At 52.4% G+C, this 15,446-nt stretch carries 15 protein-coding genes; 9 read left to right on the top strand and 6 right to left on the bottom strand.

Annotated features, from left to right (window positions below; all coding sequences use genetic code 11):
• Positions 1 to 84 precede the first annotated feature (84 nt).
• The 4 genes from BLW29_RS31555 (at position 85) to BLW29_RS26105 (ending at position 1,508) form a co-directional block, all read left to right on the top strand.
• On the top strand, positions 85 to 261 hold the full coding sequence (locus tag BLW29_RS31555; protein WP_177186829.1) for a hypothetical protein: 177 nt from the start codon (positions 85 to 87) through the stop codon (positions 259 to 261).
• 108 nt (positions 262 to 369) lie between these two features.
• Positions 370 to 582, top strand: coding sequence for a hypothetical protein (locus BLW29_RS26115; RefSeq protein ID WP_090985177.1), 213 nt, complete (start codon positions 370 to 372; stop codon positions 580 to 582).
• Positions 583 to 671: 89 nt separating this feature from the next.
• On the top strand, positions 672 to 1,136 hold the full coding sequence (locus BLW29_RS26110) for an MEKHLA domain-containing protein (RefSeq protein ID WP_090985175.1): 465 nt from the start codon (positions 672 to 674) through the stop codon (positions 1,134 to 1,136).
• Between the two features lie 18 nt (positions 1,137 to 1,154).
• A complete protein-coding gene (locus BLW29_RS26105; protein ID WP_090985173.1) occupies positions 1,155 to 1,508 on the top strand; it encodes an MmcQ/YjbR family DNA-binding protein in 354 nt (117 codons plus the stop codon).
• A 47-nt stretch (positions 1,509 to 1,555) separates the two neighbouring features.
• Here BLW29_RS26105 and BLW29_RS26100 read toward each other — a convergent pair whose 3' ends face one another.
• Positions 1,556 to 2,341, bottom strand: coding sequence for a lipase family protein (locus BLW29_RS26100; protein WP_256208917.1), 786 nt, complete (start codon positions 2,339 to 2,341; stop codon positions 1,556 to 1,558).
• Between the two features lie 155 nt (positions 2,342 to 2,496).
• Between BLW29_RS26100 and BLW29_RS26095 the strand changes: the two genes are divergently transcribed.
• Positions 2,497 to 3,687: a PP2C family protein-serine/threonine phosphatase gene (locus BLW29_RS26095; protein WP_371264794.1), complete on the top strand. Its 1,191-nt coding sequence runs from the start codon at positions 2,497 to 2,499 to the stop codon at positions 3,685 to 3,687.
• A gap of 1,080 nt (positions 3,688 to 4,767) precedes the next feature.
• Here the strand turns inward: BLW29_RS26095 and BLW29_RS26085 are convergent.
• From BLW29_RS26085 to BLW29_RS26065, 5 genes are all read right to left on the bottom strand, one after another.
• Positions 4,768 to 5,979, bottom strand: a complete 1,212-nt coding sequence (locus BLW29_RS26085; RefSeq protein WP_090985169.1) for a magnesium transporter CorA family protein — start codon at positions 5,977 to 5,979, stop codon at positions 4,768 to 4,770.
• A 150-nt stretch (positions 5,980 to 6,129) separates the two neighbouring features.
• Positions 6,130 to 6,855: a sigma-70 family RNA polymerase sigma factor gene (locus BLW29_RS26080; RefSeq protein ID WP_256208916.1), complete on the bottom strand. Its 726-nt coding sequence runs from the start codon at positions 6,853 to 6,855 to the stop codon at positions 6,130 to 6,132.
• A gap of 53 nt (positions 6,856 to 6,908) precedes the next feature.
• Entirely contained in the window at positions 6,909 to 7,388 is a 480-nt protein-coding gene (gene rsbW, locus BLW29_RS26075) for an anti-sigma B factor RsbW (protein WP_090985166.1), read from the bottom strand.
• 33 nt (positions 7,389 to 7,421) lie between these two features.
• Positions 7,422 to 7,745: an STAS domain-containing protein gene (locus tag BLW29_RS26070; RefSeq protein WP_090985164.1), complete on the bottom strand. Its 324-nt coding sequence runs from the start codon at positions 7,743 to 7,745 to the stop codon at positions 7,422 to 7,424.
• Positions 7,746 to 7,821: 76 nt separating this feature from the next.
• Positions 7,822 to 8,925, bottom strand: a complete 1,104-nt coding sequence (locus BLW29_RS26065) for a GntR family transcriptional regulator (protein ID WP_090985162.1) — start codon at positions 8,923 to 8,925, stop codon at positions 7,822 to 7,824.
• A gap of 856 nt (positions 8,926 to 9,781) precedes the next feature.
• Between BLW29_RS26065 and BLW29_RS26060 the strand changes: the two genes are divergently transcribed.
• The 4 genes from BLW29_RS26060 (at position 9,782) to BLW29_RS26045 (ending at position 15,444) form a co-directional block, all read left to right on the top strand.
• The gene (locus BLW29_RS26060; RefSeq protein WP_090985160.1) at positions 9,782 to 11,383 is read left to right on the top strand and encodes a hypothetical protein; all 1,602 of its coding nucleotides are present in this window, start codon (positions 9,782 to 9,784) and stop codon (positions 11,381 to 11,383) included.
• Between the two features lie 302 nt (positions 11,384 to 11,685).
• Entirely contained in the window at positions 11,686 to 13,419 is a 1,734-nt protein-coding gene (locus BLW29_RS26055) for a type 2 periplasmic-binding domain-containing protein (RefSeq protein ID WP_090985158.1), read from the top strand.
• A 111-nt stretch (positions 13,420 to 13,530) separates the two neighbouring features.
• Positions 13,531 to 14,505: an ABC transporter permease gene (locus BLW29_RS26050; protein WP_090985155.1), complete on the top strand. Its 975-nt coding sequence runs from the start codon at positions 13,531 to 13,533 to the stop codon at positions 14,503 to 14,505.
• Positions 14,506 to 14,565: 60 nt separating this feature from the next.
• Positions 14,566 to 15,444 carry a carbohydrate ABC transporter permease gene (locus BLW29_RS26045; protein WP_090985154.1) on the top strand — a complete coding sequence of 293 codons (879 nt, stop codon included), beginning with the start codon at positions 14,566 to 14,568 and terminating at the stop codon, positions 15,442 to 15,444.
• Positions 15,445 to 15,446: the final 2 nt, after the last annotated feature.

Raw genomic sequence — 15,446 nt, 5'->3', positions numbered from 1 at the left:
TGTCGGAGCTTTTTTTGTACAATGGGGCGGGTCAGCGTTACAATAGGGAGAAATGACGTGAATAGAGAGAGGGGGAAGCCGGCGATGAACGAGCCGATTTCTTCATTGCAAGAGCAGCTTACACAGGCACAAGCCGAGATTGAGCAGCTGCGCGGGGACAAGCTCCGTCTGCAGCAAGAGGTCGCAAGGCTTCGCGGAATGCTGCGTGCGGGAAGCGCGGATAACATGTCCACCAGGCTAAAGGATGCGCTGCGGGAGTAGAATGCGGGATATAATGGCAAAGATGTGAAAATTGCTGCCTCGTACACTGGAAAGCGAGCGAAAAAAAAGCTACAATACAACTAGTACAAACAGACGAGGTGATCTGAAATGGAAGAAAACCAAACGACGCCGGAAACGCAAGAGCAAGAGCCGAAGAAAATTTCCCTTGCCGAAGCAATGAAGCAGAAGCTGGCTCAGAAGAAACAAGACCAAGCGAATGCGAACAATAAGCAAAAGCATGGTCCAGGCGGCAACCAACAAACGATGAAAAGCCAAAACCACAAAAAAGTAAACAATCAACGCAAGAAAATGGGCGTATAGCAGCGGAACCGAGGAACTGAGGGTGAATTTCACCTTCAGTTCTTTTAAATTAGCTGGAGTCGAAGATTAGGATGGAGGAAGATCATAGTATGCTGCAGCAACTGACAGGCATAGGCGCGGGAGAGCGCCATGCCGCGATTATATTGAACAGCTACAACCGATTGCTGGGCAAGCCGTTGATTCCGCAGGCAGAACAAGAGTCGGCGGCTGAAGCATTATTCCATGCGGATCTCGTGGTGCTATCACATGGCACGCAGCAGGACCCGGTACTCAATTACGGTAACCGCGCTGCATTGGCGTTGTGGGAAATGGATTGGGATGCTTTTACGCGAATCGAATCGAAGCATACTGCGGAGCCAATGATCCAAGAGGAACGCCAGCGGTTTCTGGAAGCCGTCGCGGGGCAAGGGTATATTGACGATTACAGCGGCATCCGAATTTCCAGCAGCGGCCGACGTTTTCGAATCGAGCAGGCGATCGTATGGAATTTGTACGATGAAGCCGGCGAGTATTATGGACAAGCGGCGGCCTTTGCGAACTATACTTTGGTGTGAAGAGGAGAAGATAAGCGGATGGAAGCGTTACTTACCTATTGCTTGTCCATGCCAGGGGCGGAGAAGGATTATCCTTTTGGGCCGGATCCATTGGTGATGAAGGCAGGCGGCAAAATGTTCGCAATTCTCACGGAAAGCAGCATGTCCTTGAAATGCGATCCCATTATCGCGGAGAATCTGCGGCAGCAATATGAGGCGATTACGCCGGGCTATCATTTGAACAAGAAACACTGGAACTCCATCGCGATCGATGGATCGATTCCGCAAGACGAGCTGCAGGATATGATTAAACACTCTTACGAGCTTGTGCTTAAAGGGATGACGAAGGCGGAGCGAAGCCGCATCGCGGAGCTGGCCGGTTCAAAGAGCTAGATGGATCGCCGATACATACCTAATAGGGATCGGTCTGGCTGATGTCCTCATGATTGAGGACACCAGCCGGGAGGTCCTGAACAAATCGCCATCGTAAATGCAGGTGATTCCCGTGCCAAATCGGCAAAATAGCTGCTGATCACATGATTCCCTCCGACGGAGCCCATGCGGAAGTTTAGTTTAACCTCTTCCTTCACGTGCAGATAATAGTACGTTTTGTCGGTATTCGGGGATTGATAGACGAGCGGCGGCAGGTGAGGCACGACGTCGTATTCATTTTGCACCCGGAAGGTGACGGGTACGGCTGCATTATAGGCGCGAACGAAGGCGGGATCTCCCGTGCGCGGCGATCCGTACGTATAGGTGATGAGGGCGGCAGGCATGCGGTTGGTCGCGATGTCAAGCGAGGCGAGTGTCGCCAGTGCTCCGCCAAGACTATGTCCGGTTATGAATAATGGCTTCGACTTCGGTACTTGATCGAGTAAGCGGAAGACTTGATCCCGTGCGGACATATAGACCTCGGTAAAGCCTTTGTGCGTATTGCCGCCATTCTTAACGGGCTTGAACGGAATTTGCTGGGCAATCATATCCATGACCCAGTCTGTAGGGGAGCTTGTGCCGCGGAAAGCCAACACGACCGCTCGGTCCGACTCGATGACGAAGCCGAAGGGTTCTTCTTTGCCAGTGTAGGAAGCGGCGTTAAACGATCCGACCAGCCGGTAGGAATCCGGCACAAGGAAGTACCCGCCATTATTGTATTGCACATAAGTTTGCCCACATACTGCAGCCAAAAAGATGGCCGTTCGAATGTCCATCGCACTGCCATTGTTCATTTTCTGCACCCACTCTCCTTGCTATCAGTGTATGAGGGTATGGGCCAATGTGCTTTAGGCAGCTGTCCTACATGTTCCAGATTCAAAGCATGATCTGCAGGGGTAACGAAGTACATCACGTCGTGCCGGTGAAGGACAAGGATAAGGAGATCAGAATGCCTAGGAAATTGAAGATGCGAATTGCGGTCGTGGACGATAATCCGATGAATATTACGGTTGTCCGAGAGATTTTGAAGCGTGCGGGGTATACGAATGTGTTGCAGGCTGCCTCTGGCAGCGAATTGTTTAGTTTGCTCGGGTTAAACAAACAGGGGCTCGAGCCGGAGGAAGTGCCGGGCGATGACGATCACGACATCGATTTGATCTTGCTCGATATGATGATGCCCGGCGTGGATGGGATTACGGCTTGCGCGATGATTCAGGAGTCGCCGCGTTTGAAGGATATTCCGATCATCATGGTGACGGCGATCGGCGATTCGAAGAAGCTGGCTGAGTCGCTGGATGCCGGAGCGATCGATTATGTGACGAAGCCGATTAATCGAATCGAGCTGCTTGCTCGTATTCGTGTGGCGCTCCGGCTGAAGGAGCAGAAGGATTGGCATAAGGAGCGAGATCGGCGGATGCGGGAGGAGCTGCAGCTGGCGCGAGAGGTGCAGCTGGCGGCGCTCCCGCAGCCGGTGGATGACGAGCGTATTGCCATCGATGCGATATTCCGCCCGTCGGAAGAGCTGTCCGGCGATTTGTACGCGTGGCATCGAATCGATGAGAATCGCTACGGTGTAGCTGTGATTGATGCGATGGGCCATGGCATATCGTCCTCGCTGGCGTGCATGTTTATCGCATCGGTGCTCAAGGAAGCGATGACGAAGCAGTCCGGGGCCAAACGGGTCATCAAGGAGCTGAATCGGCGATCACTGCAGCTGCAATTTGCGGATCAGTTGATCCAGTATTACTTCACCGGGCTGTATATGGTCGTCGATTTAGGCGCAGGCACGCTCGAATACGTGAATGCTGGCCATCCGCCTGGCATGCTCATTCGCAGCGATGGCAGCATCGAACGTTTCGCCCAAGGCGGCGTCGCCATCGGCATGTTCAGCGAGATGCCAATCGAGAAGCACATGCTCGCCATCGGACCCGGCGACCGCATCGTGCTGCTGACCGATGGCATCTACGACCTCGTCGGCAGCGACTACGCGGAAGATCGCGAGGCCAGCCTCACGGAGCTGCTGCAGCCATATGGCATACACGCTCCGCTGCAGGCACTCGAAGAAGCGCTCTTCTCGCGCGAGCAGGCGGAGGAGCTGCAATCCGACGACCGCTGCTTGGTCGTTGTGGATTTGAAGTAGCGCTTTTAGAAGAGCCCCCGCGTTGCTGGGGCTCTTTTTGTTTAGGGGAAACCACCCGAAAAAAGCAAGATAAGAGGATATGCCGCTTATCATGCTCAGGAACTCAACCAACTAGCTAATTTCACATGGTTTCGTTCGCCGTAAGCAGCATATCCGCTAAAAGTAGGGGAAACTGCCCGAAAAAAGCAAGATAAGAGGATATGCCGCTTATCATGCTCAGGAACTCAACCAACTAGCTAATTTCACATGGTTTCGTTCGCCGTAAGCGGCATATCCGTTAAAAGTAGGGGAAACCGCCCGAAAAGAGCATGATAAGAGGATATGCCGCTTATCATGTTCAGGAGCTCAACCAACTAGCTAATTTCACATGGTTTCGTTCGCCGTAAGCGGCATATCCGCTAAAAGTAGGGGAAACCGCCCGAAAAAAGCATGATAAGAGGATATGCCGCTTATCATGCTCAGGAACTCAACCAACTAGCTAATTTCATATGGTTTCGTTCGCCATAAGCTGCATATCCGCTAAAAGTAGGGGAAACCACCTGAAAAAAGCATGATAAGAGGATATGCCGCTTATCATTCCTGGCACTCCAACTAATATGCCCACAGCACATGATGTCCCTCGCCGATAGTAGCATGTCTCTCTTAAAAACCAAGCTAGTCTGCCCGTGCCGAGGGCTGAGAGTCGGAAAATCCGACTCTCAGCGGCGAAACCGCACAAAAAAGAAGCTGAGAGTACGGAATTCCGTCTCTCAGCTCCAGAAACTCCCTCAAACTGCCCGTGCCGAGGGCTGAGAGTTGGAAAATCCGACTCTCAGCGGCGAAACCGCACAAAAAAGAAGCTGAAAGTACGAAAATCCGTCTCTCAGCACCAGAAACTCCCCCGAACTGCCCGCGCCGAGGGCTGAGAGTCGGAAAATCCGACTCTCAGCGGCGAAAACGCATAAAAAAGAAGCTGAGAGTACGAAAATCCGTCTCTCAGCTCAAGAAACTCCCCCAAACTGCCCGCGAACTTCACCACATGCGCCGCCTCAGGCTCCCCCGCGGCTACGCCCGCGCCTCCCGCACCCCGCGACCAGCGCATCATCGCCGCCCTCGCGCCGGCAGCGGCGCGTCGTGTTCGACGCCGCTGCCGGCGGCGTCCGCCGAGCGCACCGCTCCCGTCGCCGCTGCGCTGACGCGGCCGCCTCGGCTTCGCCGCGACAGGGGCGCATCGTCGCCGCCGACTAGCGCGAGATCTTCGCCGCCTGAGCTGCCGGCGCGGTCGCCCTTGTGCCGGCCGGTCAGCAGATCGCCTGTCCAGCCTTTATGCCACAACCACCAATAGATGAGGATGGTGGTTACAACGATGACGAGGCTGACCGTGATGAATCCCCATCGCTCGCTGGCCCAAGGGATATCCTTAAAGTTCATGCCCCAGACGGCGCCGATGACGGTGGCCGGCATGAACAAGGCGGTGAAGATCGTGAGCGTCTTCATGATATCGTTGCCGCGGAAGTTCGAGATGGCATCGTCCATCATGAGCAGCGTGTCGATCTCCATAGCATAATGGCTGAGCAGGCCCTGAATACGGTCGAGCTTCAGCTCCATCCGTTTGAACTCTTCCTGCTCCAGCAGCGTATGCATGAATGCTTCTCTGGCCGCGCCTTGAATTTCCTTGACGGGAATGAACAAGTGGCTCCAGTGCAGCAGCTCATAGCGCCGCTCGAAGATGACATTCATCAGGCCGGTACGGTTCGACTTGCGCATCTTCTGCTCCAGATCGCCAAGCCGCGTCTCGAATCGATCGAGACCGTCATGGAATGTCTCCAGCACGGCGCCAAGCAGTACGAAGAAACCTTCCGGCGCACTCTGGCAGCGGTTCAGCTTATCCTGCCAAGGATCAAGCTGCAGCCTCACGGATAATCGCATATCCGACATATAGGTGACCAGCTTCCGATCGGTTATTCGAAAATGCAAAGGAAGAATGTCGCTCTCATCCTCTGACACCTGGAACAGCAAGGTCCCATGCAGAATAGCGTCACCGCCCGGAAGCTCGGACACGATAATTTGATTGTGTGCAACGACTTCGACATCATGAATCCAGCCGGCAAGCTCCGGGTGGGCTTGGATAACGGCTTGTTTCGCGTGGGCCAGCTCTGCCGCCAGTTCAGCAGCAGTAGCAGGCGCCTCCGAAAGGGCATCATCGGCTGCTGCTTTGCTGCTGCGACTAAGACCGGACGTTCCCGCCGGCCGCTGTTCGTGAAGCATGAGCCATTCCCACGCTTGCGGAAATTGCAGCATCCGATGCATCATAGTTTAGAGCCTCCTGCTTGTCCGTGCGTATAGCTATACATGTTACCATCATAACGCGAACCCCGCGTGAAGCACAACAGCGCCGCCGACAATTTTATCCAAAAACACAAAAGCACGCCGCGGCCATGATGCTCGGCCTACAGCGTGCTCCTACTCTTCCTGCTCATGATGCTCATGCAGCAGCTGCTTTAGTTTATCGATCGCACGCCGCTGTATTCGGGAAATACTCATTTGTGATATGCCAAGCTGATCCGCGATCTGTCGCTGGGGAAGCCCATCCTGATAGGCCAGCAGCAGCACTTTCTGCTCCTCGGCCTTCAGCTTCGAGAGCGCAGCCTGGAGATCGAGTCGCCGATCGATATTGTCAAAATCATTGGAATCCGATCCGAGCAAATCACCAAGCGATGACGTATTGTCATCATCCGAAATCGGCGTGTCCAGCGAGACGTAATGATAGAGCTCGCGACCTGCCAGAATTTCAGTCGTTTCTTCCACGGACAGCGACATGACCTCGGCGATTTCTTCGATCCTCGGAGAACGTTCAAGCTTCACGGTCAGCTCATCGATGGCTTGCTGAACGGCGATTCCTTTCTCCTTGATCCGACGAGGGACCTGAACGTACCACGACTTGTCGCGGAGATAATTTTTCATATGCCCAATGATACTCTTCATGGCGTAAGGCTCAAACTGCACGCCGAGCGAACTGTCGAATTGGCCGAATAAACGAAGCAGCGCAATCTGGCCCACTTGCATTAAATCCTCGTACAAATCCGGGCGGTTACGCGAAATTTTACCGGCGGCCATTCGAACCATCGACTCGTAATGGGTGATGAGCTGTTCAGCGATTTCGTTGGACGGATCGCTTTGATAAGCCATTATAAGTTCCATGCTTGTGGGCGTGGGCTGCTTAATCGGCTGCGGCGCGCTCATTACAATTCACCGCTTTTGACAAGGCGCTTGGTAAGAACCACTTCCGTTCCCGTTTCGCTGTTCACTTCCACATCATCCATCAGCGCTTGCATCAAGTACAGGCCAAGTCCGCCTGCCTGAAGTTCATCGATCGATTGTCCGTTTACCGGCTTCGCACGTGCGGCTGCGGCTGTTGCGTCAAAGCTGCGTCCGTCATCTTTGACAACAATGGAGAGGGCATCGTTCTTCTTAATAAAGCGCACCTCGATTCGCGGCGCAGGCTGTGGAACGGGAGCGGCCTGCCCGGAGCTCAAATCGCCGTAAGCGTACAGAACCGCATTGTTGCACGCCTCGGACACCGCGACTTTCATATCCTCGATTTCCTCGAAGGAGAATCCGATTTTGACAGCTAAGCCATAGAGAGTCAATCGAACCAGATCAATATATTCCGCCGAAGCCGGCACCTGCAAGGTGATTACTTCTTCGACTTGTATGTTCATTATGCGCTCGTCCCTTTCTGCTGCAATTACCTACTAGGCTTGTTTGAGTAAAAATGGCGTGATGCCCGTCATGTCGAACAGCTTGCGAATATGAGTCGGGACAGCTTCCACGGAAAATGGTGCTTGCTTGGCATGTCTGGCTTTCAGCACGGACACGAGAATGCCGATGCCGGTACTATCCACATAACGGAGCTCGCGCAAATTAAGGGTCAGTTCTCGATCGGTCAATTCAATCAGTGGGGTCATCACTGCACGCATATGAACGGCGGACTCCAAATCCAGCTCGCCTCCGACATAAACGATACATTTGCCTTCCTGATTCTCCGTACGCAAAAATAGTTTATCGGTTTGTTTCATAGCTCGACGCTCCTGTATCTTAAATTTCTTATTACGAGTTGTATACCCCTTCCACAGGGAGTTGAAACATAACGGCTTATGCCCGGAAGGAAGGTGCAGCCGTTGTGCCACCGATCACAAGACGCGGAGACAGCACGATCTTCTTGCGCTCCTGGGCAGGATTGGCGACAAGCGAGAGCATGAGTCGGCCGGCTTGGGCGCCGATCTCTTCTTCCTGCTGAAGGATACAGGTCGGACGCAGCGTCCACCGGGTCGAGTATTCATAGTCATCGAAGAAGATAACCGACAATTGATCGGGAATGGAGAGCTGCAGCCGCTCCGCAGCCGCGAATACTTTCAGGCCGAGTGAGGAGTTTAGCGCGAATACAGCGGTGATATCCGGATTTTGCTGCAAGTAGAGCTCTATTTGTTCCGGCTCCGTCCGGGTAAAGACGAGTCTTGGATCACTTAATAAGGCATGGTCAGCCAAGGCTTGCCGATAGCCTTCGAGCCGGTCCTCCATGCTCGTCGTTCCCGTGTATGGAGCGGTCAGGAAGGCAATCCGGAAATGCCCCGCATCAATGAGATGTGACGTGGCCGCATAGGCTCCGCTGAAGTGATCCGTGCATACGCAGTTGGTTTCAAGCCCTTTGAGATAGCGGTCAATGACCACAATCGGGTAGCCGCGCAAGGTCATCCGCAGAATATCCTCGTTATAGCTCTCCCCTTCGACAGGGTAGACGATGACACCTGCAACGCCCATTTCCTCAGCTTCAGCAAGCAGCTGACACTCTGTTTCTACCGACTCATGAGTCAGCGAGACAATAACGCGGTAGCCTTGACTCGAAGCGGCGTTTTCCACACCTTTGACCAAATTCACCATATAGGCGGTTTTCAGGCTGGGGATCAGCAAGGAGATCAGCTTCAGCTTGCGAATTTCCGGCGTTTGATAACGAAGAGGCTCACCCTGGGCTTGGTCCGCAATGAAGGAGCCTTTGCCCTGAATGCGGTAAACGGTGCCTTCTTTCACGAGGGAGGATAAGGCACCTTTGACGGTAATGCGGCTGACGCCAAAATGCTCCGCAAGCTCGTTTTCCGATGGCAGTCGATCTCCGGGGAGCAGCTGGCCTTGTACGATTTGGTCGGTTATGTACGTGCGTATCTGGTTGTAAAGAGGAACTCGTTTCGTTGGTACAGTCATCTAATCACACTCTCTCTCCTGATATAATGAATATACAACTTTCTTTGCGAGTTTCCAATTTTTTTCTTTACAGAGGCTCTAATATGGGAGTATGATGCAGGTAAACAGCCACCTAGCAAAGTTTATAAGTTGTATATTTGATATATAATTATGAACGCCTCCTTGCACACCACTTCAGTAATGCCCGCCTAATCGAAGTTCAACGAGACATACCGACACCAAGAGCAACAACCAAACACCAACACCAAGAGCAACAACCAACACCAACACCAACACCGAGAGCAACTACCAACACCAACATCAACAACCAACATCAACAACCAACATCAACACGAACACCAAGAGCACCACCACCACCACAAGCACCACCACCTTGAGCAAAAAAAGTAGTACTGACTGATCGCTTATGGCATGTCATGTGTTTAGAAAATGTTGCAAAAACTGCAGCATTTAAATGAATGAATTAAATTCCACGACTAAATGTTGCGCAAAATGCAACATATGGTTAGAAAGTGGTCGGAAATTTGTAACTCGAAGCGGGAATGTTGCATAACGAGCAACAATTTCTTCCCTGTAGGCTTAAATGCTCGAAAATGTTGCACAAAACGCAACATTTGCTACCACTAATCGATGGCGGCCAACCAACCGCTGGGGAATGGGGATTCTCGATTCTCTACTCTAACGGAGGCAGCCGGTGGTGGACATTAACCTCCATGCACAAGAATGTCAGGAGGCCCTTACCAAATCTTTTTCAAACCTGAAATGTAAGCGCTCTATTTTCGTCGGTAGAGAAGCGCGATTCATTCCAGTGAAATAGAAGTCGACTTTCTTATTTGAGCAAACAGGGGGAGTAGAGATGGTAAACGAAGCTCACATGGCAAGCAGACCGAAGACGTATTATTTGCAGGAAGCAATCGAGCGCGGCTTCAGCGCGATTGCGAACCGACTAGATCCGGAACAGAATATGCGGCCTTATTTTCTGCTTCGCTTACAGCCTGAACCGAAGCTTGAGCACCATATCTGGGATTTGGGCGATATGTGCTCTCGATTTACGGATGCGTATTTACTCGGCCGTCCGATTACCGGGACCACCGATTATGTGGAAGAAGAACAAGCGCTGCGTGCGATGCTGGATACATGCGATCCGTTTCTGAATCCATTCATGGCGGGGAGGATGCTCCTGGCCTACGTCGATTTGTATCTGGATTCGCCTACGGAAGCCGGGCAAGAGATCATCGAGAAGCTCGCCGTTGCCATAAGAAGCAAGCTGCAGCACGAAGAGGACTACAGCTATTGGTTCCGTAATGCCGAAGGCTGGAACACGATGGAGCATGCCGTATTCGGTGACTTCAACGGCTATCCCACCTTCCCGCTCGGCGGGATCATGCTGGCATTAGCTCGCTACACTGAAAGCGTCGATGCCCCGGATTGTGAGGACTTGCTGGATCGAATGGGTCGTTTCGTGCTGAATGTCAGCGGAACGTTCGATGCAGAGGGGCATTATCAGGGACATACGCACTCCGGCGGCATCCTCACAGCGGCCGTTGCGCTCATGCGCCGTGCCCTGAAGACGAATGACACCGTAACGATTCAGAAAATGAAAACGGTCTTCGACTGGACGCTGCGTTATTCCAGCACGTGGGGCTGGATACCGGATGGCGTCGGCCCGGACGATGCTTCATGCGAATCCTGTTCGATTACGGATGCCATTCATTTGGGACTGCTAATCGCCCGGCATATCGATTCGAACTATTATGCGATCTTAGAGCGGTTCGCCCGCAATCAGTTGCTGGAGAACCAAATTGTACATACCGATCCGATGCTGCCGAACGTGGATCAAGCACAAAAACCGCAATTCGAGCGGGCGCTGTACGGCAGCTGGGCATCCTGGTCGAAGCCGGGATCGCTGGATAACTGCCGCGAGAGCGTGGAGGGCTGCTGCCTCGGAGCAGGCATTCGAGCCTGCTACCTGGTTTGGGACGATATCGTCACGAAGCACGCCGGTATCGTTTCCGTCAATATGTCGTTTAGCCGGAGCAGCGATTGGGTTGAGGTTATCAGCTATCAGCCGTATGAGGGCAAGCTCGAGCTCGCCATCCACGATGCGCCAAGCTTACGTGTACGTGTGCCGGATTGGGTGAATTTCGAGGATATCACCGTATCCATCGACGATGAGGTCATAAGCGTTCAGCTTCCGGAGGACGGCTATATTCGCTTAGATGGTCTGCAATCGGGTCAGCTGGTGCAACTCCTCTACCCAATAACCACGGTTGAGAAGGTCGAGCATGTTTCCGGACAGGACTACAACGTTCGTTGGCGCGGTGACACCGTTATCTCGGTTACACCTTCGGGTCACATTTATCCGCTGTTTAAGCGCGAATGGATGAATCAGGGGGCAGCGCCGCTGGTTCAAGGTATTCCATACGCAGCCCAGCGCAGCGGCAAGGTCCATTGGTAATCTATTCGTCTTTGTTGTCGTCTTCGTTGTCGTCGCAGCCGGATGGCTGCCACAAACCCGGGATGAGGATGAGCGGGAGGCCGTTTCTCCCGCATCACCTGTACCACATAGATGGGGATTGCGATTGCTTGGCATTGCCAAGGGGGGCATGAGAATCCCGCACACAGGTATCGCTTAAATGAAGTAAGGGGGAGTGGAGCACGGTCGATTGGCCGGGTGGCTTGGACTGCACTACTACTTAAAATCAGTTGTGTTCCTTTATTGAGCAAGGTTCCATCACTCATGTACAGGGGGAATAACGTGTGAGAATCCAGCGTAAAGTAGGCATTCTGTTAAGTGTAGCAACCCTTTCTCTAGGCGTTGTTGGCTGCAGCGGCAGCAATAACAACGACAATAAGACCAATACCGCCACGAATGATGCAGCGAAAACAAACAACGCAGCAGCAACGAACAACAATACGACGAACAATGCAGCAGCGACGAATACAGAAGAGAAACCGCTTGGCACGGTCAGCGATCTGAAGATCACGGCGTTCAACTGGGGCTGGGATAATGCCGACCCGGCTAAGGACATCGTCCTCCCCGAGCTGACGAAGCGCGTAGGACTGAACAATTTAACGTATGACGTGCTCAAGACGGGCAGCTACGGCGATGTCGTCCAGAAGCTGCAGCTGTGGGCATCCACGGGCGGTTCCGATTGGCCGGATTTCGTAGCGGTTGGGGCAGACGGCAAAACAAAGCTGATTCTGAACACCATGGGCGAAAGCGGCAAGCTGGAAGACCTCACGCCGTGGCTTGAGAAATATCCGAATGTGAAGCACGCCGTCGAGAAGCTGCTTCCTTTCTCAACCAATCCCCACGATGGCAAGCTGTACAGCATCCCACAAAACTTCTCCAACATGCAAGCCTACGCAATCGACCAGCCGACTATCTGGATCCGCAAAGACTGGCTCGATAAAGTCAATCTCGGTTATCCCAAGACAGTAGACGAGTTCTATAACGCGCTGAAAGCATTCAAGGAACAAATCAAAGACGTGAACGGCCAGCCGGTTGTACCTTACTCGGCATTCGGCGAGAACTTCCGCAACATGATCAACGTGTTCTTCCCGCCGGGCCAGAACAACGGCACAGGCTGGTGGTACACGGATGCTGATGGCAAAGCAGCACGTTCTGACGTGTCGCAGCCGGATAATTTAATCCGTGCGCTGACCTTCTATAACAAGCTGTACAAAGAAGGCTTAATTGAAGAAGAAAGCTTCTCGCTCAAGCAAGGCCAGATCGACGAGAAAGGGAACCAAGGCCGCATCGGTGCCGTTCACGGCGCTTATTGGGAGCAGGCGAACCCTTACACGGACAGCATGAAGAAGACCGATCCGAACGCGAAGTTCGTCGGCATTCAGCTGTATGATCCGACTATTGCACAAGGACCGAGTCTGCCTCAATTCCGGCTTGAGGCTTGGAGTCTGTGGGCCGTGAAGGCGGGTCTTCCGCAAGAGGAAGTCAATACCTTCTTCAAGACGCTTGATTATGTACTCTCCGAGGATGGTACGATCCTGACCAAGTACGGCTTGGAAGGCAAGCAATGGGAGCGCAACGCCGATGGCAAAATCGTAGACACGAAAGCCTTCTTCGATGAGACGCAAGGCGACTGGAACAAACGCGCTCATCTGGGTATCGACGTCTACTCGTTCATTCCGAACTACGAAGCGCTGATCAAGAACCAAGCTCCATCCGGCTATGAAATGCGCGAAGATATGATCGAAACGTGGAAGAATCTAGGATCCAAATTCCCGACGGAGTTCATTACCGATCCGCAGCGTTATGTAGATCCGGGCGATGTAGAGAACAAAGTAACCGTAGGCGAAAGCGATCGTTACAAGCAATTGGTGGCGAAGTCGATTACAGCGAAGAACCCGGATGATATCAAGAAGCTTGTAGAGGATTGGGGCAAGAATGCCCGTGCGCTCGGCTATGACAAAGTCGTGGAAGAAAGAACGGAAGCGGCGAAGTCAATTAATCTCGATAGCTTAAAATAACAGCTGAATGCTGCATGTCCGATCTTTGGATCGTACACGCAAACCAATCAGCAGAAAGGGGAGCGTTCCTGCGCTCTCCTCCATCATTTATCCGAAAAGGAGGGTCTCGCGATGACGACTCTCGCTGAAACGCAGACGCACACGCCAAGCAAGAGACAGCTTCTCATGGGGAAAATAGGCCGCAAAATGTGGGATCAGCGCTGGTTGTATATCTTTGCGATACCGGGGCTCATCTTCTTCCTGTTGTTCTCCTATTACCCGATGATCGGGATTATTATGGCTTTCCAGGATTACAATCCGGTTAAAGGGTACTCCGGCAGCGAATTTGTCGGCATGGATAATTTCCAAACGATCTTCCATTTGCCTGACTTTACGAATGCGCTGCGCAACACGCTGATCATCAGCGGACTTAAACTGGTCATTGGCTTCCCGGCCACGATTCTATTCGCACTGCTCATTAATGAGATTCATCAAACGGTATTTAAACGCTTCGTTCAAACGATCAGTTATCTGCCTTATTTTATCTCGTGGGTTATCGCGGCGGGGCTGTGGTATAAGCTGCTGTCTCCGGATGGCGGGCTTATTAATGACATGCTGACGAAGATCGGCTTCTTGAATGAACCGTTCTATTTCATGGGGAGCACGAGTGCTTTCCTGCCGATCGTGATCTTCACTGAACTTTGGAAAAATATCGGCTTTAACGCCATCATTTATCTTGCAGCCCTTTCAAGCATCGATCCTCATCTGTACGAAGTATCCAGCATCGACGGCGCAAGCCGAGTTCGCCAGATCTGGCATATCGCGCTGCCCGGCATTCGCGGCACGATGGTGCTCTTGTTCATTCTGAGCGCTTCCGGACTCATGAGCGCAGGCTTTGACCAGCTCTGGACGATGGGAAACCTGCAGGTGCAAGAGGTCGGTCAAATTCTGGATACGCTCATCTTGAGCTATTTGCGCAATTCGGGCGGATTCATGGGTCTATCGCTCGGCGCCACTATGGGTGTTTTCCAAGCGACGGTGGGATTGCTTCTATTCCTGCTCTGCAACTTCATCGCCAAGTTGTTTAAACAAGAATCGCTTATTTAACGACAATTGGTTTGAGCTGCCGATAGGTGGCTCAGCATTTGTCTAATAAGGAGGGTAGACATGCAGAGATCACGTGGAGAAAAATGGTTTAACGTTGTCAATATGCTGCTCATGCTCGCGTTCTCGTTGCTGTGCCTCTATCCGTTCATTTATATTTTGGCGATTTCGCTAAATGATGCGATGGATGCGCAGAAGGGGGGCATTTACCTCTGGCCGCGTATTTTCACTTGGAAGAATTACAACGTTATTTTTAACGATAAAGATATTTTCCTTGCTTATGGCGTGACCATTGCTCGGGTACTCGTAGGCGTGGTTACACAAGTGTTGCTCGTGGCTATGTTTGCCTTTGTCCTCACGAAGAAGACATTCCCGCTGCGCAAGTTTCTGAACTGGTGGATCGTCATTCCGATGTTCCTGAGCGGGGGGCTTATCCCGTTCTACATCACGCTGCAGCAGCTGCACTTGCTGAACAGCTTCTGGACCTATATTATTCCCGGGCTGTACGGCGCCTTTAACATCATGCTGGTGCGCACGTTCATGACGGAGCTCCCGGAGGCGCTTGAGGAATCGGCGAAGATCGACGGCGCTTCGGATTTCCGGATTTTCTTCAGCATTATTTTCCCTCTCTCCAAGCCGGTTCTGGCTACGATTGCGTTGTTCGTCGGCGTAGGTCACTGGAATGATTGGTTCACGGGCTTTACGTTCATTTCCAATACGAAGCTGTGGACGGCGCAGAATATGCTGCTGTTCCTCATTCAATCGAATGAAGCGTCTAACCTCGCGGTTCTGAGCAAGATGCATCAAGGAGCCATTACGGTGACGGCGGAATCGATCAAGATGGCGATGCTGATCGTCACGACGGCGCCGATTCTATGTATTTATCCATTCTTGCAGAAGTATTTCGTGAAGGGCATCATGCTAGGCTCATTGAAAGGGTGATC

The organism is Paenibacillus sp. CF384 (assembly GCF_900106745.1).
Lineage (GTDB): Bacteria > Bacillota > Bacilli > Paenibacillales > Paenibacillaceae > Paenibacillus_Z.
Note: the sequence above shows the minus strand (reverse complement) of the source record. Positions and strands in the feature narration are given on the sequence as shown.

Bases quoted from the DNA above. Each gene is read 5' to 3' on its own strand.
- BLW29_RS26105 (WP_090985173.1), top strand. From the start codon at position 1,155: ATGGAAGCGTTACTTACCTATTGCTTGTCCATGCCAGGGGCGGAGAAG.
- BLW29_RS26045 (WP_090985154.1), top strand. From the start codon at position 14,566: ATGCAGAGATCACGTGGAGAAAAATGGTTTAACGTTGTCAATATGCTG.
- BLW29_RS26080 (WP_256208916.1), bottom strand. From the start codon at position 6,855: ATGGCTTATCAAAGCGATCCGTCCAACGAAATCGCTGAACAGCTCATC.
- BLW29_RS26095 (WP_371264794.1), top strand. From the start codon at position 2,497: ATGCCTAGGAAATTGAAGATGCGAATTGCGGTCGTGGACGATAATCCG.
- BLW29_RS26060 (WP_090985160.1), top strand. From the start codon at position 9,782: ATGGTAAACGAAGCTCACATGGCAAGCAGACCGAAGACGTATTATTTG.
- BLW29_RS26065 (WP_090985162.1), bottom strand. From the start codon at position 8,925: ATGACTGTACCAACGAAACGAGTTCCTCTTTACAACCAGATACGCACG.
- BLW29_RS26100 (WP_256208917.1), bottom strand. From the start codon at position 2,341: ATGAACAATGGCAGTGCGATGGACATTCGAACGGCCATCTTTTTGGCT.
- rsbW (WP_090985166.1), bottom strand. From the start codon at position 7,388: ATGAACATACAAGTCGAAGAAGTAATCACCTTGCAGGTGCCGGCTTCG.
- BLW29_RS26085 (WP_090985169.1), bottom strand. From the start codon at position 5,979: ATGATGCATCGGATGCTGCAATTTCCGCAAGCGTGGGAATGGCTCATG.
- BLW29_RS26110 (WP_090985175.1), top strand. From the start codon at position 672: ATGCTGCAGCAACTGACAGGCATAGGCGCGGGAGAGCGCCATGCCGCG.
- BLW29_RS26050 (WP_090985155.1), top strand. From the start codon at position 13,531: ATGACGACTCTCGCTGAAACGCAGACGCACACGCCAAGCAAGAGACAG.
- BLW29_RS26070 (WP_090985164.1), bottom strand. From the start codon at position 7,745: ATGAAACAAACCGATAAACTATTTTTGCGTACGGAGAATCAGGAAGGC.
- BLW29_RS31555 (WP_177186829.1), top strand. From the start codon at position 85: ATGAACGAGCCGATTTCTTCATTGCAAGAGCAGCTTACACAGGCACAA.
- BLW29_RS26115 (WP_090985177.1), top strand. From the start codon at position 370: ATGGAAGAAAACCAAACGACGCCGGAAACGCAAGAGCAAGAGCCGAAG.